Annotated in this window: 15 protein-coding genes; 14 read left to right on the top strand and 1 reads right to left on the bottom strand. The window is 65.2% G+C overall.

Annotated features, from left to right (window positions below):
• Positions 1 to 93 precede the first annotated feature (93 nt).
• Positions 94 to 957, bottom strand: a complete 864-nt coding sequence (locus AC5ZGW_RS07490) for an N-acetylmuramoyl-L-alanine amidase (protein WP_028167508.1) — start codon at positions 955 to 957, stop codon at positions 94 to 96.
• A gap of 280 nt (positions 958 to 1,237) precedes the next feature.
• On the opposite strand from AC5ZGW_RS07490, the gene rsmH reads away from it, so the two are divergent.
• The 14 genes from rsmH (at position 1,238) to ftsA (ending at position 18,851) form a co-directional block, all read left to right on the top strand.
• Positions 1,238 to 2,413 carry a 16S rRNA (cytosine(1402)-N(4))-methyltransferase RsmH gene (rsmH, locus tag AC5ZGW_RS07485; RefSeq protein WP_165435350.1) on the top strand — a complete coding sequence of 392 codons (1,176 nt, stop codon included), beginning with the start codon at positions 1,238 to 1,240 and terminating at the stop codon, positions 2,411 to 2,413.
• 3 nt (positions 2,414 to 2,416) lie between these two features.
• On the top strand, positions 2,417 to 2,818 hold the full coding sequence (gene ftsL, locus AC5ZGW_RS07480; RefSeq protein ID WP_130227674.1) for a cell division protein FtsL: 402 nt from the start codon (positions 2,417 to 2,419) through the stop codon (positions 2,816 to 2,818).
• The gene (locus tag AC5ZGW_RS07475; RefSeq protein WP_130227673.1) at positions 2,815 to 4,560 is read left to right on the top strand and encodes a peptidoglycan D,D-transpeptidase FtsI family protein; all 1,746 of its coding nucleotides are present in this window, start codon (positions 2,815 to 2,817) and stop codon (positions 4,558 to 4,560) included. Before ftsL ends, AC5ZGW_RS07475 begins: the two co-directional genes overlap by 4 nt.
• A 95-nt stretch (positions 4,561 to 4,655) precedes the next feature.
• On the top strand, positions 4,656 to 6,113 hold the full coding sequence (locus AC5ZGW_RS07470) for a UDP-N-acetylmuramoyl-L-alanyl-D-glutamate--2,6-diaminopimelate ligase (protein WP_130227672.1): 1,458 nt from the start codon (positions 4,656 to 4,658) through the stop codon (positions 6,111 to 6,113).
• Positions 6,110 to 7,543 (top strand): UDP-N-acetylmuramoylalanyl-D-glutamyl-2,6-diaminopimelate--D-alanyl-D-alanine ligase, encoded by a 1,434-nt coding sequence (locus tag AC5ZGW_RS07465; protein ID WP_130227671.1) that lies wholly within the window; start codon positions 6,110 to 6,112, stop codon positions 7,541 to 7,543. Before AC5ZGW_RS07470 ends, AC5ZGW_RS07465 begins: the two co-directional genes overlap by 4 nt.
• A gap of 9 nt (positions 7,544 to 7,552) precedes the next feature.
• On the top strand, positions 7,553 to 8,659 hold the full coding sequence (mraY, locus tag AC5ZGW_RS07460) for a phospho-N-acetylmuramoyl-pentapeptide-transferase (protein WP_028167502.1): 1,107 nt from the start codon (positions 7,553 to 7,555) through the stop codon (positions 8,657 to 8,659).
• On the top strand, positions 8,656 to 10,059 hold the full coding sequence (gene murD / locus AC5ZGW_RS07455; protein WP_130227670.1) for a UDP-N-acetylmuramoyl-L-alanine--D-glutamate ligase: 1,404 nt from the start codon (positions 8,656 to 8,658) through the stop codon (positions 10,057 to 10,059). The genes mraY and murD overlap by 4 nt, the downstream gene beginning before the upstream one ends.
• 197 nt (positions 10,060 to 10,256) lie before the next feature.
• The gene (gene ftsW, locus AC5ZGW_RS07450; protein ID WP_028167500.1) at positions 10,257 to 11,408 is read left to right on the top strand and encodes a putative lipid II flippase FtsW; all 1,152 of its coding nucleotides are present in this window, start codon (positions 10,257 to 10,259) and stop codon (positions 11,406 to 11,408) included.
• 119 nt (positions 11,409 to 11,527) lie between these two features.
• Complete coding sequence (gene murG / locus AC5ZGW_RS07445; RefSeq protein ID WP_130227669.1) at positions 11,528 to 12,628, top strand: undecaprenyldiphospho-muramoylpentapeptide beta-N-acetylglucosaminyltransferase; 1,101 nt, start codon at positions 11,528 to 11,530, stop codon at positions 12,626 to 12,628.
• A 110-nt stretch (positions 12,629 to 12,738) separates the two neighbouring features.
• Complete coding sequence (gene murC, locus AC5ZGW_RS07440; RefSeq protein ID WP_130227668.1) at positions 12,739 to 14,142, top strand: UDP-N-acetylmuramate--L-alanine ligase; 1,404 nt, start codon at positions 12,739 to 12,741, stop codon at positions 14,140 to 14,142.
• A gap of 43 nt (positions 14,143 to 14,185) precedes the next feature.
• Positions 14,186 to 15,070 carry a UDP-N-acetylmuramate dehydrogenase gene (gene murB / locus AC5ZGW_RS07435; RefSeq protein WP_130227686.1) on the top strand — a complete coding sequence of 295 codons (885 nt, stop codon included), beginning with the start codon at positions 14,186 to 14,188 and terminating at the stop codon, positions 15,068 to 15,070.
• The gene (locus tag AC5ZGW_RS07430; protein ID WP_130227667.1) at positions 15,070 to 16,062 is read left to right on the top strand and encodes a D-alanine--D-alanine ligase family protein; all 993 of its coding nucleotides are present in this window, start codon (positions 15,070 to 15,072) and stop codon (positions 16,060 to 16,062) included. The genes murB and AC5ZGW_RS07430 overlap by 1 nt, the downstream gene beginning before the upstream one ends.
• 474 nt (positions 16,063 to 16,536) lie before the next feature.
• Positions 16,537 to 17,535 carry a cell division protein FtsQ/DivIB gene (locus AC5ZGW_RS07425; RefSeq protein WP_028167495.1) on the top strand — a complete coding sequence of 333 codons (999 nt, stop codon included), beginning with the start codon at positions 16,537 to 16,539 and terminating at the stop codon, positions 17,533 to 17,535.
• Positions 17,532 to 18,851: a cell division protein FtsA gene (ftsA, locus tag AC5ZGW_RS07420; RefSeq protein ID WP_028167494.1), complete on the top strand. Its 1,320-nt coding sequence runs from the start codon at positions 17,532 to 17,534 to the stop codon at positions 18,849 to 18,851. The genes AC5ZGW_RS07425 and ftsA overlap by 4 nt, the downstream gene beginning before the upstream one ends.
• Positions 18,852 to 18,871: the final 20 nt, after the last annotated feature.

The raw sequence follows: 18,871 nt of genomic DNA, 5'->3' as shown, positions 1-18,871 counted from the left end.
GTCATTGCGAGGAGCGTAGCGACGAAGCAATCCATGCTTCAACAAGTGGCGAGATGGATTGCTTCGCTTCGCTCGCAATGACGAGAGACTTGCCTACTTCTCCGCAACCACTGTCGCGGTTGCTTCCGGCGGCAGGCTCTCCAGCAGCGCATGCAACGTGGTCATGGTCGAGCGATCGACGATGCCGTCGACGCGCTCCTGGCGGAAATGGCGCTGGAAGGCGGTGACGACTTCCATGGTGGGGCCGTCGAACTTGCCGTTGGTCGGGATGTTGTAGCCGTAGCGGGCGAATGCCTGCTGCATGTTGGTGACGTTATCGTTGATCGCGCCGAGCTGGAGCGTCTCCCCGCGTACGATCGGCGCCGGCTGAACCCAATGCCCGACGCCGGAATTGGCCAGCGAATGCCACGGGAACTTTTCGCCGGGGTCCTTCTTGCGCGCCGGCGCCACGTCGGAATGAGCGAGCACGCGATACGAAGGCACGTTGCGGCGGAGCATGATGCCGCGGCACAGCGCGATCACCGCTGCGATCTGGCGCAGCGGATAATCCGGATAGCCCCAGTCATGGCCGCGGTTGATGATCTCGATGCCAATCGAGCAGGAATTGATGTCCTCTTCGCCGGCCCAGCAGGAGACGCCGGCATGCCAGGCGCGCTTGCTCTCCGGCACGCATTGCACGATGCGGCCATCCTCCAGCACGATGTAATGTGCGGAGACCTCGGTGCCGGCAGTGCAGAGCTGGGCGATGGCGCCCTCGACGTCGGGCATGCCGGTGTAGTGCAGCACGATCATGTCGGGCTGCCGGTCGTTGGCGCGTTCGCCGAAATTCACCGAAGGGATGACGTCGGAGACGATCGAGGAGTCCGGAGTAAAGGTCTTCATGTCGGCGATGGCCCTCGGAACGGGAAGGGCGCGTTGACGCTTCGAATCAGCAGACGCGAACGAACCAGACGACATCCCAAATCTCAAATTCAAGACGGCAGTCCTGCAATTTCCGGACAGCCTTCAATTTACTATTCCTTTACCCTGCCGCGGGTGCAATCACATCGGCGCCATCCCGCGAATTTTAGGTCCGCCTGTGGATGGTGCGCATCAGCGAGTTCCACATGTGACTAAAAAGCAAAATAAACCGTGAAGGATTCGGCAACGCTTTCTTAACGCTAAGTGCCGTTACTAAGTGGTGAATAGCCGAACCGGTTTTGAGGGGCGGCCGAGGCCCGCTTGCGCGCGAAATCCCATGGCAGCCCAGCAAACTCCGGTCGGGAATCAGGATTTGCGGCCTGATATGGGAACCGGCGCGTGCTCCGTGCCGCGGCTGCTCGGACGGAACCGCGGCGTGACGCGTAACTATTCGAGGCGCCATGGGCTGGTCCGTGTCCAGTTTCGATCCCTTACGCCGGACAACATTCGGAGCCGGCGCATGACGCCTGCTGCGCCGCACATTTCCGTGCTCGGCCGCGAGGCGGTCGACATGCTGAATCCGCGCACCGGCGGCATCTATATCGATGCCACCTTCGGTGCCGGTGGCTACACCCGCCTGATTCTCGACGTGGCTGGAACCCGCGTCATCGGTCTCGATCGCGACCGGTCGGCGATCGCGGGCGGCTTCGATCTGGTTGATCGCTCCGAAGGCCGGCTGATGCTGGTCGAGGACCGCTTCTCCAATCTCGCCGACATCTGTGCCGCCCAAGGTGTGGAGGCCGTCGACGGCGTGGTGATGGACATCGGCGTCTCCTCGATGCAGCTCGACCAGGCTGCGCGCGGCTTCTCGTTCCGTCTGGCGGGCCCGCTCGACATGCGGATGGGGCATGCGGGGCCGACCGCGGCGGACGTGATCGCAACCGCGTCGGAGCGCGATCTTGCCGACATCATCTATCTCTTCGGCGAGGAGCGGCACTCGCGCGGCGTGGCGCGCGCCATCGTGGCCGCGCGCAAGGAAGCGCCGATCGAGACGACGCAAGCGCTGGCCGACATCGTCGCCAGGGTCGTCCGCTCCAAGCCGAACGAGATCCATCCGGCGACGCGGACGTTCCAGGCGCTGCGCATCTTCGTCAACGAAGAGCTCGATGAGTTGCTGCGTGCGCTCACCGCCGCCGAGCGTGTGCTGAAGCCGGGCGGACGGCTCGTGGTTGTTTCGTTCCATTCGCTGGAAGACCGCATCGTCAAGAATTTCTTCGGCGAGCGTGGCAAGGTTTCCAGCGGTTCGCGGCATCTGCCCGAAGTGGCGCAGATGGCGCCGAGCTTGAAGATTTTGACCAAGCGCCCGCTGACGCCGTCCGAGGACGAGATCGCGGCCAATCCTCGCGCGCGGTCGGCCAAACTGCGCGCCGCCGAGCGCACCGAAGCGCCAGTGCATGCCGAGGGTGAGCCGCCGTCATGGCCGACGCTCGAACGCGTGATGAGGGGAGGCTAGCGCATGCGCATCCTCCATTTCCTCGTGATCGGTTTCCTCGTGGCCTGCGCGGCCTATGTCTACCGCATCAAGATGGAATCGACGGCCCGTACCGAGCGAGTGCTGCGGCTGAATGCGGAAATCCGCGAGCAGCGCGATGCGATCGCGACCCTGCGCGCCGAATGGGCCAAGCTCGACTCGCCGCTTCGGCTGCAGGGATTGGCCGAGCGTCATCTCGCGTTGAAGCCGCTCATCGCCAATCAATATGACTCGTTGAAGAACTTGCCCGAACGTCCGCCGAACTTCGCGCGGCCGGGCGCGCCTGACCCGATCGGCGCGATGATCAACACCATCGAGGCCGCCGCCGACCAGGAGAGCGTGACCGGGTCGGTACCAGATCCCGCGCAGCAGGGAGATCAGCAATGACCGACCGCGCGCCAAGCACAAAGCCGGCCGAGCCGTGGCGGCAGCGGCTGATCCGCGGCCTGCTCTACGGGCGGAATGTCGACCGCAGCGCGAAGGCGCGCGCCCGGGTCGGTCTCGCGATCATCGCGTTTGCCGCCGTCTACGCCATCATTGCCGGGCGGCTCGTGATGTTCGCGATGGGCGCCGACAGCCACGGCGCGCGCCGCACCGCCTCGCAGGATGCGATCGCCACCGCGCGCCCTGATATCATCGACCGCAATGGCGCAATCCTCGCGACCGACGTCAAAGCGCCGAGCCTGTTTGGCGAGCCGCGCCGCATCATCGACAAGGACGAGGCGATCGAGCTTCTGACCGCGACGCTGCCTGATCTCGACACCGCCGAAGTGCGCGACCGTCTGTCGTCGCGAAAAGGTTTCGTCTGGCTGAAGCGCGAGATCACGCCGCAACAGCAGCAGGATATCCATCGCCTCGGCGTTCCCGGCATCGGCTTCCTGCGCGAAAACAGGCGCATCTATCCGACCGGCCCCACCGTTGCCCATTTGATCGGCCTCGTGAACATCGACAACCAGGGCATCGCCGGCATGGAGAAGTGGCTGGACAATAACGGTCTGGCCGATCTGCATCGCGCGGGCTTTGCCACCGACCGCTTGCAGAAGCCGGTGGAACTGTCGATCGATCTGCGCGTCGAGCATGCGCTGCGCGACGAGCTCCTGAAGGCCAAGGAGAAGTACAAGGCCAAGGCGGCATCGGGCCTCGTCTCCAATGTTCGGACCGGCGAGATCGTCGCGCTGGTCTCACTGCCCGATTTCGATCCCAACAATCCGAAGGAAGCGCACGATCCCGATCGCATCAACCGCCTGACCACGGGCGTGTTCGAGATGGGCTCGACCTTCAAGACGCTGACGCTGGCGATGGCGCTGGATTCCGGCAAGGCCACGCTCCACACCATGTATGACGCGCGCGGCGCGCTGCACTATGGCAAGTTCGCGATCCACGACACCCATCCGCTCGGCCGGGCGATCTCGCTGTCGGAAGTATTCACCTTCTCCTCCAATGTCGGCGCGGCGCGCATCGCGCTTGCGCAAGGAGTCGAGGCGCACAAGGCGTTCCTGAAGAAGGTCGGCCAGCTCGACCGTCTCCGCACCGAATTGCCGGAGAGCGCATCGCCGATCGTGCCGAAGCGCTGGGGCGAATTGAACACGATCACCATCTCCTTCGGCCATGGCATCGCGGTTGCGCCGCTGCAGGCGGTGATGGGCATCAATGCGATGGTCAATGGCGGCAATCTGATCCCGCCGACCTTCCTCAAGCGCTCGGAGGAAGACGCCAAGGCGATCGCCAAGCGGGTGGTGAAGCCTGAGACGTCGGACAAGATCCGGTATCTGATGCGACTTAATGCCGAAATCGGAACCGCCAAGTCGGCCGACGTGAAGGGTTATTATATCGGCGGCAAGACCGGCACTGCGGAAAAGGTGGTCAATGGCCGCTACTCCAAGAAACAGGTGCTGAACTCCTTCACCGCCATCCTCCCGGCCGATAATCCGAAGTACCAGCTTCTGGTGATGCTGGATGAGCCGAAGGCGCTGCCGGAGACCCATGGTTTCATCACCTCGGGCTGGAACGCGGTGCCGACCGGCGGCAAGGTGATCGCCCGTATTGCGCCGCTTTTGGGGCTCGAGCCGCGGTTCGACCTGCCGCCGTCCGACCGCCTTATTCTTGCGGCATCGAGGACAACCCAGTAAGGCGTGGGGGCAGGGCATGATCCGGAAGCGTGGATGTAGGGTTTCCGCGAGGATCATGATCTGAGCGTGCGAGCAGCCGGCCGGACTGGAAGATCATGAGACTTCGCGACCTTTTCAGCGCTGATGCCACGATCGATCCGCAGGCGGAAGCCATCGAGATCGGAGGGGTGACGGCTGATAGCCGCGCGGTGAAGCCGGGCGATCTGTTCTTCGCGCTCGCGGGCTACAAGACCGACGGGGCGCGCTTCATCGATGCCGCGATTGCCGCAGGCGCGGCCGCGGTCGCCGTCGATCATCGGCCGCAAGGCGCTCCGCGCGTGCCTTTTGTCGTGACGGCAAATCCGCGCCGCGCATTGGCACTGGCCGCGGCGAAGTTCTTCCCGCGCCAGCCCGAGACGATCGCAGCTGTGACCGGCACCAGCGGCAAGACATCGGTGGCGGCTTTCACGCGGCAGATCTGGCAGCGACTGGGGCACGATGCCGCGAGCATCGGCACCATCGGCCTGGTGTCGCCGAAACGCACGGTCTACGGCTCGCTGACCACGCCTGATCCGATCGCGCTGCATCGCCAGCTCGACGAGATCACCCGCGATGGCGTCACGCATCTGGCATTCGAAGCGTCCTCGCACGGGCTCGACCAATATCGGCTTGACGGCGTGCGCATTGCCGCCGGCGGCTTCACCAATCTGTCGCGCGACCACATGGATTATCACCCCGACGTGGCGCACTATCTCAACGCGAAACTGCGGCTGTTCCGTGATCTGGTGATGCCCGACGGGGCAGCCGTGATTTCGGCTGATCATGATTGCTCGCCTGAGGTGATCGATGCGGCGCGCACGCGCAAGCTCAGGACCATCACGGTTGGCCGCAACGCCGACGGCGGAGATGGCATTCGCCAGCTCGACGCTTCGATCGAAGGTTTTGCACAAAAGCTTACGATCGAACACCGTGGTCGGAAGCGCGCTATCCATTTGCCGCTGGTCGGCGAGTTCCAGATCGAGAATGCGCTGGTGGCGGCCGGCCTTGCGATCGGCACCGGCAGCGACGCCGATGCCGTCTTTGCAAACCTCGAACATCTCGAGGGCGCCAAGGGACGGCTCGAACGTGTCGGTGAGCGCAACGGTGCGCCGATTTTCGTCGACTATGCGCACAAGCCGGACGCGCTCGCCAAGGCGCTGCAGGCGCTGCGGCCCTATGCGAAGCGCAAGCTGATCGTCGTCTTTGGCGCCGGCGGCGACCGCGACGCGGGCAAGCGTCCACTGATGGGCGCGATTGCCGCTGACAATGCCGACAGCGTCATCGTCACCGACGACAACCCGCGCAGCGAGAATCCGGCGGCGATCCGTGCGGCCATCCTCGGCGCCGCGAAGGGCGCGAGCGAAATCGGCGATCGCGCGGAAGCGATCAAGGCGACCATCGCGGCATTGCAGCCGGGCGATGTGCTCTTGATCGCCGGCAAGGGGCATGAGATCGGACAGATTATCGGCGACAAGACATTGCCGTTCAGCGATCATGAAGCCGTGGCCGCGGCGCTTGAAGCGAGGGGCGCATGAGCACAGCACTATGGACATCGGCTGCGATGGCGGAGGCGATGCACGCCGCGACACAGGGGCGCTTGCCGTCCGGCGTCACCGGCCTTTCCATCGACAGCCGCACCCTGCGGCCAAGCGAGGCCTATTTCGCCATCAAGGGCGACGTGCATGACGGCCACGATTTTGTCGAGGCCGCATTGAAGGCGGGCGCCGCGCTCGCGGTGGTCGAAAGCGCACAACGCGACAAGTTCCCCGCCGATGCACCGCTCTTGATCGTCGACGACGTGCTCGCCGGTCTCGTCGATCTTGCCCATGCCTCTCGCGCGCGGCTCAACGCGAGGATCATCGCGGTCACCGGCTCGGTCGGCAAGACCTCGACCAAGGAAGCGCTGCGGCACGTGCTCTCGGCGCAAGGCGAGACCCATGCCTCCGTTGCTTCCTTCAACAATCACTGGGGCGTGCCGCTGTCGCTGGCGCGCTGTCCGGCGTCGGCGCGGTTTGCGGTGTTCGAGATCGGCATGAACCATGTCGGGGAGATCACGCCGCTGGTGAGGCTGGTGCGGCCGCATGTTGCCGTCGTGACCACCGTGGAGCCGGTGCATCTGGAGTTCTTCTCCGGCATCGAAGAGATCGCGGACGCCAAGGCGGAGATCTTTCTGGGTCTTGAGCCCGATGGCGCCGTGGTGCTCAACCGCGACAATGCGCAATTTGGAAGGCTGGAAGCCCGCGCGAAGGAACTCGGCATTTCACGCATCGTCGCCTTCGGCATGGACACGCAATCCGATGCGCGGCTTATCGACGTGTCGCTGCACGCGACTTGTTCCGTCGTACATGCCAACATCCTCGGCCACGACGTCACCTACAAGATCAGCATGCCCGGCCGCCATATGGCGATGAACTCGCTCGCCGTACTCGCCGGCGCATCGCTGATCGGGGCGGATCTTGCGCGCGCGGCCTTGTCGTTGTCGCAGCTCGAGGCTCCGGCGGGTCGTGGTGCGCGGCGCACCCTCGAGATCGGCGCTGGCGAGGCGACGCTGATCGACGAGAGCTATAATGCCAATCCGGCGTCGATGGCAGCTGCGCTGAACGTGCTCGGGCAGGCGCAGCTGGGTGCGCAGGGCCGCCGCATCGCGGTGCTCGGCGACATGCTCGAGCTCGGGCCGACCGGCCCTGCGCTGCATCGCGGCCTGGCCGAGGCTGTCAACGCCAACAATATTGATCTCGTCTATTGTTGTGGTCCGCTGATGCGCAACCTCTGGGACGCTCTTTCCACGGGGAGGCGGGGAGGCTATGCCGATAGCTCGGCGAGTCTGGAGACCCAGGCGGTCACGGCCATCCGCCCTGGCGATGCTGTCATGGTCAAGGGATCGCTGGGTTCAAAGATGAAGCGGATCGTCAACGCGCTGGAAAAGCGCTTTCCCGGCAAAGCCGCGCGCGAAGAAGCGGTATAGGCATATTGAATGTTTTATTGGCTGATCGACCTTTCCAACACGGTCCCCGGCTTCGGGGTGTTTCGGGGGGCGCTCAACGTGTTCCGCTACATCACGTTCCGCACCGGCGGGGCGATGGTGACGGGCGCGCTGTTCGTGTTCCTGTTCGGGCCCTGGATCATCGATCATCTGCGGTTGCGCCAGGGCAAGGGTCAGCCGATCCGCACCGACGGCCCGCAATCGCACCTGATTACGAAGAAGGGCACGCCGACCATGGGCGGGCTGATGATCCTGTCCGGCGTGGTGGTGGCGACGCTGCTCTGGGCCAACCCGATCAATCCCTATGTCTGGATCGTGCTGGCGGTGACGCTGGGTTTCGGCTTCGTCGGCTTCTATGACGATTATCTGAAAGTCACCAAGCAGAGCCACAGTGGCTTTGCCGGCAAGCTGCGCCTTGCGATCGAGGCGATCATCGCGCTCGCCGCCTGTTACGCGCTGGTGCGGCTCGGGCGCGACGTGTCCTCGACCTCGCTCGCGATTCCCTTCTTCAAGGATGTCGTATTCAATTTCGGCTGGTTCTTCGTGATCTTCGGCGCCTTCGTCATGGTCGGCGCGGGCAACGCGGTGAACCTGACCGACGGCCTCGACGGTCTCGCCATCGTTCCGGTGATGATCGCGGCCGCCAGCTTCGGCATGATTTCCTATCTCACCGGCAATGCGGTGTTCTCCGATTACCTGCAGATCAACTACGTCGCCGGCACCGGCGAGCTCGCGGTGCTCTGCGGCGCCGTGCTGGGCGCTGGTCTCGGGTTCCTGTGGTTCAACGCGCCGCCGGCCTCGATCTTCATGGGTGACACCGGCTCGCTTGCGCTCGGCGGCATGCTCGGAGCAACGGCGGTCGCGGTGAAGCACGAGATCGTGCTGGCGGTGATCGGCGGCCTGTTCGTGCTGGAGGCGGTTTCGGTGATCGTGCAGGTGGCCTCCTTCAAGCTCACCGGCAAGCGCGTGTTCCGGATGGCGCCGCTGCACCATCATTTCGAGCAGAAGGGCTGGACCGAGCCGCAGATCGTGATCCGCTTCTGGATCATCGCCGTGATGCTGGCGCTCGCCGGCCTTTCGACGCTGAAGCTGCGATGATCCCAGTCACTTCTTTCGCGGGCAAGACGGTCGCCGTGTTCGGCCTCGGCGGTTCGGGGCTTGCGAGCTGCCATGCGCTGAAGGCGGGTGGGGCGGAGGTGATTGCCGGCGACGACAACTCCGACAACGTCGCCAAAGCCGCGCAGGCCGGCTTCGTCACCGCGGACCTGCGCTCGGTCTCCTGGGAGAATTTCGCCGCGCTGATCCTGACCCCCGGCGCGCCGCTGACCCATCCCGCGCCGCATTGGAGCGTGCTGCTGGCGCGCCAGGCCGGCGTCGAGGTGATCGGCGATGTCGAACTGTTCTGCCGCGAGCGCCAACGTCACGCGCCGCAAGCGCCGTTCGTCGCCATCACCGGTACCAACGGCAAGTCGACCACGACAGCGCTGATCGCCCATCTGATGAAGGTCGCCGGCTACGACACCCAGATGGGCGGCAACATCGGCACTGCGATCCTGTCGCTGGAACCGCCGCGGATGGGGCGCGTGCATGTGATCGAGATGTCGTCCTACCAGATCGACCTCACGCCCTCGCTCGATCCGTCCGTCGGCATCCTGCTCAATGTCAGCGAGGACCACATCGATCGCCACGGCACGCTGGAGAATTACGCCGCGGTCAAGGAGCGGCTGGTCGCGGGCGTGCAGCCGGGTGGCACCTCGATCGTCGGCGTTGACGACATCTTCTGCCGCAACATCGCCGATCGCCTGGATCGGGCGGGCAAGCATGTGGTGCGGGTGTCCGTGAAGAACCCGCTGCCCGACGGCATCTATGTCGAGCACGAGACCATCGTGCTGGCGTCCGGCGCCGCGCGCAGCGAGATCGCGCGGCTGGGCGGCATCGGCTCGCTCCGCGGCCTGCACAACGCGCAGAACGCGGCGTGCGCGTCGGCCTGCACGCTGGCGATGGGCATCTCGAGGGACGTGCTGCAAAATGGCTTGCGCAGCTTTCCTGGGCTGGCGCACCGCATGGAGCAGGTCGGCCGCCGCGGCAACGTGCTGTTCGTCAATGACTCCAAGGGCACCAATGCGGATGCGGCAGCGCATGCGCTGTCGTCTTTCACTGACATTTTCTGGGTCGCCGGCGGCAAGCCGAAGGCCGGCGGCATCACCAGCCTGACCGGTTATTTCCCGCGCATCCGCAAAGCCTATCTGATCGGCGAGGCGGCGCAGGAGTTTGCCGGCACGCTCGGCGAGGCCGCGCCGCACGAGATTTCGCAGACGCTGGATGTAGCGGTCGCCCATGCAGCGCGTGACGCGGAAGCCTCCGGCCTCACTGACGCGGTCGTCCTGCTGTCGCCGGCCTGCGCCTCCTTCGACCAGTACCGCAATTTCGAAATCCGCGGCGCCGCCTTCCGCGACCTCGTCACGGCACTGCCCGGCGTCAAGCCGGTGGTGATGTAGCCCGTCATGGCCGGGCTTGTCCCGGCCATCCACGTCTTCCCTTCGTTGCGGCGGCAAAGACGTGGATGCCCGGCACAAGGCCGGGCATGACGACGGGAGAGAGGTTCGCTCTATCTCCAAAGTTGCTCAATCCATTAACCCTTCGGAAACCATCCTCGTCCACCAATGACCGTTACCTCGGCATTCTGGGGACGCCCATGCTCGCCCGTGATCAACGCACCCCGTTCTCCGACTGGTGGTGGACCATCGACAAGCCGCTGCTGGCGGCGGTCATCGCGCTGATGTTCGGCGGTGTCATCCTGTCGCTGGCGGCGAGCCCGCCGGTCGCGACCCGGATCGGGCTCGACCCGTTCCATTTCTTCAGCCGGCACGTGATGTTCCTGCTGCCGTCCTTCATCGTGCTGATCACGGTCTCTTTCCTGTCGCCGCGCCAGATCCGGCGCGCCGCGATGGTGGTGTTCTTTGTCAGCATCGCGCTGATCGTGATGACCCTCCTGATCGGCCCGGAAGTGAAGGGCTCGCGGCGCTGGATCACGCTGGTCGGCGTCAACATCCAGGCCTCCGAATCGGCAAAGCCGGCCTTCGTCATCCTCGCGGCCTGGCTGTTTGCGGAATCGACCAGGCGCCCCGAGATGCCGGCGACCTCGATGGCGCTGGTGCTGCTGTTGATGCTGGTCTCGCTCTTGGTGATGGAGCCCGATTTCGGCCAGACCATGCTGATCCTGATGGTGTGGGGCGCGCTATTCTTCATCGCAGGCATGCGGATGATCTGGGTCGCCGGGCTTGCGGGCGCCGCGGGCCTTGGCCTGTTCAGCGCCTATCTGTTCGTTCCGCACGTCGCCGGCCGCATCAAGCGCTTCATGAATCCGGCCTCGGGCGACACCTTCCAGGTCGACATGGCGATGGAGGCGTTCTGGAATGGCGGCTGGTTCGGGCTCGGGCCGGGCGAGGGCATTGCAAAGCGCAGCCTGCCGGACAGCCACACTGACTTCGTCTTTGCGGTCGCCGCGGAAGAGTTCGGCATCATCCTTTGCCTTGCGCTGCTGGCGCTGTTCGCCTTCGTCGTGATCCGCACGCTCTCGCGCGCCTACACGACCGAGGACATGTTCGCGCGCTTTGCGGCGTCGGGGCTCGCAATTCTGTTCGGCGTGCAGGCTGCGATCAACATGGCGGTCAACCTGCAATTGATCCCGGCCAAGGGCATGACGCTGCCGTTCATCTCCTATGGCGGCTCGTCGATCGTCTCGCTCGCCTACGGCGTCGGCATGATGCTGGCCTTGACCCGGCAGCGCCCACGCACCGAGATCGAATCGACCAACGCGGCCAGCGCAGCGCCAGGCTACGCGTAGCTCATTCCGCCGTCATTGCGAGGAGCGAAGCGACGAAGCAATCCATAGTGTCGCAAGTGACGAAATGGATTGCTTCGCTTCGCTCGCAATGACGGCTAAATGCCAGTAGAAGCTCCGATATGGACAACGCGCCCCTCATCCTGCTTGCGGCCGGTGGCACCGGCGGCCATTTGTTCCCCGCCGAAGCGCTCGGCGTGGAACTGAACAGACGCGGCCTGCGCGTGCGGCTCGCGACCGACGCCCGCGCGCTGCGCTACAGCGGACTGTTCTCCAAGGACAATATCGATGTGGTGCCGAGCGAGACGGTGCGCGGACGCAATCCGATCTCGCTCGCCCGCACCGCGTTCACGCTGGGCTATGGCATCGTGGTTGCCGCCAATCTGGTGCGCCGATTGAAGCCGGCCGCGGTGGTCGGCTTCGGCGGCTATCCCACGGTGCCGCCGCTGCTCGCCGCGCGCCTGCTCGGCGTGCCCGGCATTATCCATGACGCCAACGCGGTGCTCGGCCGCGCCAATCGCTTCCTCTCCAGCCGCGTCAATGCGATCGCGACATCGCTGCCCGGCGTGCTCGACCGCGATCCGGCACTCGCCGCTAAGACCACCACCGTCGGCACGCCGATGCGGCCCACCGTCCTCGCAGCCGCCGCGGTGCCGTTTGCCTCGCCGGAACCGAACGGCCCGCTGCGCCTGCTTGTGGTCGGCGGCAGCCAGGGTGCGCGGGTGATGAGCGACATCGTGCCCGGTGCGATCGAAAAGCTCGAGCCGGCGCTGTGGAGCCGCCTGATCCTCACGCAGCAGGTGCGGGAGGAGGACATGGCGCGGGTGCGCGCGGTCTATGACCGCCTCAAGATCAATGTCGAGCTCGCGCCGTTCTTCACCGACCTGCCGGCAAGGTTAGCCGCCAGCCATCTCGTGATCTCGCGCTCCGGTGCCGGCACCGTCGCCGAACTCGCCGCGATCGGCCGGCCCTCGATCCTGGTGCCGCTGCCCGGCGCGATCGACCAGGACCAGTTCGCCAATGCCGGCGTGCTGTCGCAGGCCGGCCGCGCATTGCGGATTCCGCAGGCCGAGTTCACCCCGGATCGGGTGGCGGCGGAAATCTCTGCTTTGGCGGCCGAACCGGCGAAATTGACGGCAATGGCATCCGCCGCGCGCGGCGCCGGTCGGCTCGACGCGGCGGAGCGACTGGCCGATCTGGTGGTGAAAGTGGCTGGAATTTAGGCGATTCTGCAGAAATTGCCCTTGTCATGCCCCGCGAAAGCGAGGCATCCAGTAATTTGCAGAGCCGATTTGAATCTCTCGGGCTGCGCAGAATATCGAAGGATTGTCTCATGAGACTGCCGCGCGAGATCGGACCTATCCACTTCATCGGGATCGGCGGCATCGGCATGAGCGGCATTGCCGAGGTGCTCTGCAATCTCGGCTACACCGTGCAGGGCTCTGATGCTTCCGAGAGCGGCAATGTCGCGCGGTTGCGCGAGAAGGGCGTCAAGGTTTCGGTTGGGCACAAGGCCGAGAACGTCAACGGCGCCGACGTCGTCGTGGTCTCGACCGCGATCAAGCGCGATAATCCGGAATTGATGGCCGCCCGGGCGCAGCGCATTCCGGTGGTGCGCCGCGCCGAGATGCTCGCGGAATTGATGCGGCTGAAGAGCTGCGTTGCGATCGCCGGCACTCATGGCAAGACCACGACCACCTCAATGGTTGCAGCCTTGCTCGATGCCGGCGATTTCGATCCGACCGTGATCAATGGCGGCATCATCAATGCCTACGGCACCAATGCGCGGCTCGGCGCCGGCGACTGGATGGTGGTGGAAGCCGACGAAAGCGACGGCACGTTCCTGAAGCTGCCGACGGACGTCGCCATCGTCACCAATGTCGACCCCGAGCATCTCGATCACTTCGGGACCTTCGAGGCGGTGCAGGACGCATTCCGCGCCTTCGTCGAGAACGTGCCGTTCTATGGCTTTGCGGTGATGTGCATCGACCATCCCGTGGTGCAGACGATCGTCGGCCGCATCGAGGATCGCCGCATCATCACCTATGGTGAGAATCCGCAGGCCGATGCGCGACTGGTCGACCTGCAGCCGATACCCGGCGGCTCCAAGTTCAAGGTCGCCTTCCGCAACCGCAAGACCGACGTGACGCACGAGATATCGGACATCGTGCTGCCGATGCCGGGCCGCCACAATGCGTCGAACGTCACCGCGGCGATCGCGGTCGCGCATGAGCTCGGCATTTCCGACGAAGCGATCCGCAAGGCCATCGCTGGCTTCGGCGGCGTGAAGCGGCGCTTCACCCGGACCGGCGAGTGGAACGGCGTCATCGTGATCGACGATTACGGTCACCATCCCGTCGAGATCGCCGCGGTGCTGAAAGCTGCGCGCGAGTCCTACAGCGGCAGGATCATCGCCGTGGTGCAGCCGCATCGTTTCACCCGCCTGCAGTCGCTGTTCGAGGAATTCTGCACCTGCTTCAACGATGCCGACGCGGTTGTCGTCGCCGAGGTCTATCCGGCCGGCGAGGCGCCGATCCCGGGCATCGACCGCGATCATTTCGTGCTCGGCCTGCGCGCGCACGGCCATCGCGATGTGATCCCGCTGCCGAATGCCGGCGAGCTTGCGAAGATCGTTCGCGGCCTTGCGAGGCCCGGCGATCTCGTCGTGTGCCTCGGCGCCGGCAACATCACGCAATGGGCTTACGCATTGCCCGGCGAATTGAAGGCGCTGGGCTAGCGTGGCCGGTTTCCCCGACATCACCCTCGAACTGAAAGCCGCGATGCCGGACTTGCGCGGGCGCCTCTTGGCGAACCAGTCGCTGGCGGAACTGACGTGGTTTCGCGTCGGCGGACCGGCGCAGGTGCTGTTCACGCCGGCGGACGAGGACGACCTCGCTTATTTCCTGGCGCGCCTGCCGCAGGATTTGCCGGTTTATGTCGTCGGCGTCGGCTCGAACCTGATCGTGCGCGACGGCGGGGTGCCGGGCGTCGTGATCCGCCTCGCGCCGCGCGCATTCGGCGAGACCAGGGCCGAAGGCGACATCGTCAGCGCCGGCACTGCTGCGCTCGACAAGCGCGTGGCCGAGACGGCGGCGGCTGCAAATATCGGCGGCATGGAGTTCTTCTTCGGCATCCCCGGCACTGTCGGCGGTGCGCTGCGCATGAATGCGGGTGCCAACGGCGGCGAGACCAAGGATGTGCTGCTGGACGCCACCGGCATTGGCCGCGACGGCACTAGGCATGTCTTCACCAATGCCGACATGAAATTCGTCTACCGGAGCAGCGGCGTCGATCCCTCGATCATCTTCACCTCCGCGCGCTTTCGCGGCAGGATCACCGCGCCCGAGGCGATCCGCGCGCGCATGAACGAGGTGCAGACCCACCGCGAGACCGCGCAGCCGATTCGCGAGAAGACGGGCGGCTCGACGTTCAAGAACCCGCCGGGCAGCAGCGCCTGGAAATTGATCGATGCCGCCGGTTGCCGCGGCCTGCGCGTCGGCGGCGCCCAGGTCTCGGAGATGCACTGCAATTTCCTGATCAACACCGGCAATGCCACCGGACACGATATCGAGACGCTCGGCGAAACCGTACGGCAGCGGGTGAAAGAGACGTCGGGAATCGAGCTACACTGGGAAATCAAGCGAATCGGGATCGAGCGAAGCTGATGCGAACGACCATTCTCTTCGGCGGCAGCAACAAGGAACGCCTCGTCTCGGTGGCAAGCGCGCAGGCGCTGCTCCAGGCTTTGCCGGAAGCCGATCTCTGGTTCTGGGACGTGGCCGACAATGTCCATGTCGTGCGGTCCGAGCAGCTTCTCGAACATGCGAGGCCCTTCCAGGACGAGTTCAGGCCCGGCACCCGCGGCGTCCCGCTCGCGCAAGCGCTTGACCAGGCTGCCCGCGAGGATCGCGTGCTGGTGCTTGGCCTGCACGGCGGGAGCGCCGAGAACGGCGAATTGCAGGCGATGTGCGAGATGCGCGGCATCCCCTTCACCGGTTCGGGTTCGGCGTCCTCGCATCTTGCCTTCGACAAGGTCGCGGCGAAGCGATTCTCGGCGATTGCGGGCGTGCCGGCGCCGGGCTGCATCGCGCTGGACGAGATTGACGCTGCCTTCGCCGAATATGGCAGGCTGATCGCCAAGCCTGCGCGCGACGGATCGAGCTACGGCCTGATCTTCGTCAATGCGAAGCAGGACATCGTTGCCGTCCGCAACGCCGCCAGGACGGAGGACTATCTGATCGAGCCGTTCGTTGCGGGCGTGGAGGCAACCTGCGGCGTGCTGGAGCGCTCCGACGGCGCAATCTTTTCGCTGCCGCCGATCGAGATCGTGCCGGCGGAGGGCGCGTTCGACTACACCGCAAAATACCTGCTCAAATCGACCCAGGAGATCTGCCCCGGGCGCTTTTCGCCTGATATCAGCGCCGCGATCATGGACCTCGCGCTCCGCGCCCACCGGGCGCTGTCCTGCAGCGGCTATTCCCGCACCGACTTCATCGTCTCCGCCAAGGGGCCGATCTATCTGGAGACCAATACGCTGCCTGGGCTGACCAAGGCCTCGCTCTACCCGAAGGCGCTCAAGGCGCAGGGCATCGAATTCGTCGATTTCCTGCACGAACAGATCGAATTGGCCAAGCGGCGGGCGGTTGGGGTGGGTTAGTTAGCGCCATCCCTCCGTCCGTCATTCCGGGGCGCGCGAAGCGCGAACCCGGAATGCATCGGGCCGCAGCGCTACTGGCGAAATGGATTCCGGGCTCGATGCTTCGCATCGCCCCGGAATGACGGGGGAGCGTGTAGAAGCGTCGGGAACCGGGTTCCATCCCGAATCGGCCCCCGGGATTGCTAAAATCCTAAGGATTGCGTGGCAAAGTACGCACATCGCTCATCAAAACCTGTTCTGCGTTAACCGCTTTTACCTTTTGTTTACCAGGAAGTCCGAAGGTTAACGCCGGCGGCGCATGTAGCGCTTGGCTGCCGGGCGTGAGCTGTCGCGGGAACTCTCACTTCGACACGCGTAACGAGGGACGGGGGGCCTTTCTTACTGGCTTCGACACCCAGGCCGGCATCACCGAGACGTTGTGTGCGCCAGGACCCGCAAACGTGTTGCGGGCACAAGATTTGACGAGCTCGTGCAATGGATGGTGCAGGCCGCCTCACTCGATCACTGCGATCGCTGAGGCCCGAAGCTGACCTGAAAGCAGCCGCTATTGGAGCGGCGGTGCTGCTGCGCGAGTATTTTGCCCGCCGTCGTGCTAGTCGTCGTGCCCGCCGCGCCCCGCCCGTGATCGATCGCGATCCGCCCAGCCGCTTCATCCTTCTGATCGAGCGCTATCTGCCGCGCCGCGTCGGTCTTGCCGCCACCGTCTTCATCCTGCTCGGCAGCGCCGGCCTCGGCATCGTCAAGGGCGGCCATGTCGACGAATTCGTGACGGGACTTTCGGATGCGCGCAACGCGCTCGCCAACTCGGCAGGCTTCCGAATCACCACCGTGGCCATCAACGGCCGCAAGCAGTTGAGCCAGGACGAGGTGCTGGCGATCGGCGGCGTCAATGGCCGCTCCTCGCTGTTGTTCCTGGATGCCGCGACTGTGCGTGATCGGCTGAAGGCCAATCCCTGGATCGCCGACGCGACGATCCTGAAGCTTTATCCGGGCCAGCTCCAGATCGATATCGTCGAGCGCAAGGCGTTCGCGCTGTGGCAGCAGGATGGGCGCCTGTCCGTGGTCGCGGATGATGGCGCGGTCCTCGAGCCCTACGTGTCGCGCCGCTTCCTCACGTTGCCGCTCGTGGTCGGCAAGGGGGCCGAGACCAGGGCCAAGGATTTCCTGGCGCTGCTCGATCGCTATCCGCAGGTGCGCTCGGTGACCAAGGCCGCGATCTTCGTCGGCGAACGGCGCTGGAACCTGCGGCTCAAGGATGGCCTCGACATCCGCCTGCCCGAGAACGACGTCGGCAATGCGCTCGCCGCGCTCTCCAAGCTCGACAAGGAAGACCGGCTGTTCTCGCGCGACATCGTCGCCGTCGACATGCGCCTGCCTGACCGGTTGACGGTGCAACTGTCCGAGGACGCCGCAAAGGCGCGCGAGGAGTTGTTCAAGGACAAGAAGTCCAAGAAGAAGGGCGGTGACGCATGACCGTCCTCGATCGCAATCTGACGCCGAAGACACGCCCGATGGCCCACAAGCGCACCGCGCTTGTGGCTTCGCTCGATATCGGCACCAGCAAGATCGCCTGCATGATCGCGCGGCTGAAGCCGTCGCCGCCGAGCGAAGCCCTGCGCGGCCGCACCCATGCGGTGGAATTGATCGGCTACAGCCAGATCCAGTCGCGCGGCGTCAAGGCCGGCGCGGTGGTCGATCTCGCCGAATGCGAGAAGGCGGTGCGTCATGCAGTGGCGCTTGCCGAGCGCATGGCCAAGGTCCGTGTCGAATCCGTGCTGCTGCCGGTTGCCGGCGGCCGGCCCGCGGGCCAGCTCGTCGAGGCTGCCGCCGACATTCGCGGCGGCTCGGTGACGGAAGCCGATATCAGCCGCGTCACCACAGCCGGCATGATCCACGCGACCGCCCATGGGCGGACCGTGCTGCACGCGCTGCCGGTCGGCTACGCGCTCGATGGGGTCAAGGGAATCCGCGATCCGCGCGGCATGGTGGCGCGCCAGTTCGGCGTCGACATGAACGTCGTCACGGCCGACGCCACCGTTGCCAAGAACCTGATGCTCGTGGTCGAGCGTTGCCACCTCAACGTCGAGGCGATGGCGGCAAGCTCCTATGTCGCCGGCCTCTCGGTGCTCACCGATGACGAAGCCGATCTCGGCGCCGCCGTGGTCGAGATGGGCGCCGGCTCGACCACGATCGCGACCTATTCGGGCGGACGCTTCGTGCATGCGTCGGGATTTGCGCTCGGCGGGCAGCACATCACGATGGATCTCGCGCGTGGCATCGGCGCGTGCATTGCGGATGCCGAGCGAATCAAGACTTTATATGGCACCGTGCTGACTGGCGGCTCGGATGCGCGCGAGCTGATGTCGGTCCCGACCGCCGGCGACGAACGCGATACGCCGCAGATCGTCTCCCGCGCCACGATTGCGAACATCGTGCGGCATCGCGCCGAGGAGATTTTTGAGATGGTCCGGGACCGGCTCAAGGCCTCCCCGTTCGCGGCAGAGCCGAGGGCGCGGGTCGTGCTCAGCGGCGGTGCCGCGCAGCTCACCGGCATGATCGAACTCGCCACCCGCATTCTCAATCGGCCGGTGCGGATCGGCCGTCCGCTCGGCTTCGGCCGTCTGCCCAACGAGGCCAAGGGGCCGTCGTTCGCGGTGCCCACCGGGCTTCTGGTCTATCCGCAATACGCTCACCTCGAACATGTTGAACCGCGGCACACGCGGCAGCTCAAGACAGGGACTGACGGTTATTTCGGAAAGGTCGGACGATGGCTTCGCGAGGGCTTCTGATGACCACGCTTAAGGCCCAC

Source organism: Bradyrhizobium sp. Crot121, from assembly GCF_059512385.1.
The sequence above is the reverse complement of the archived record's forward strand: the minus strand, read 5'-3'. Positions and strand labels throughout refer to the sequence as shown.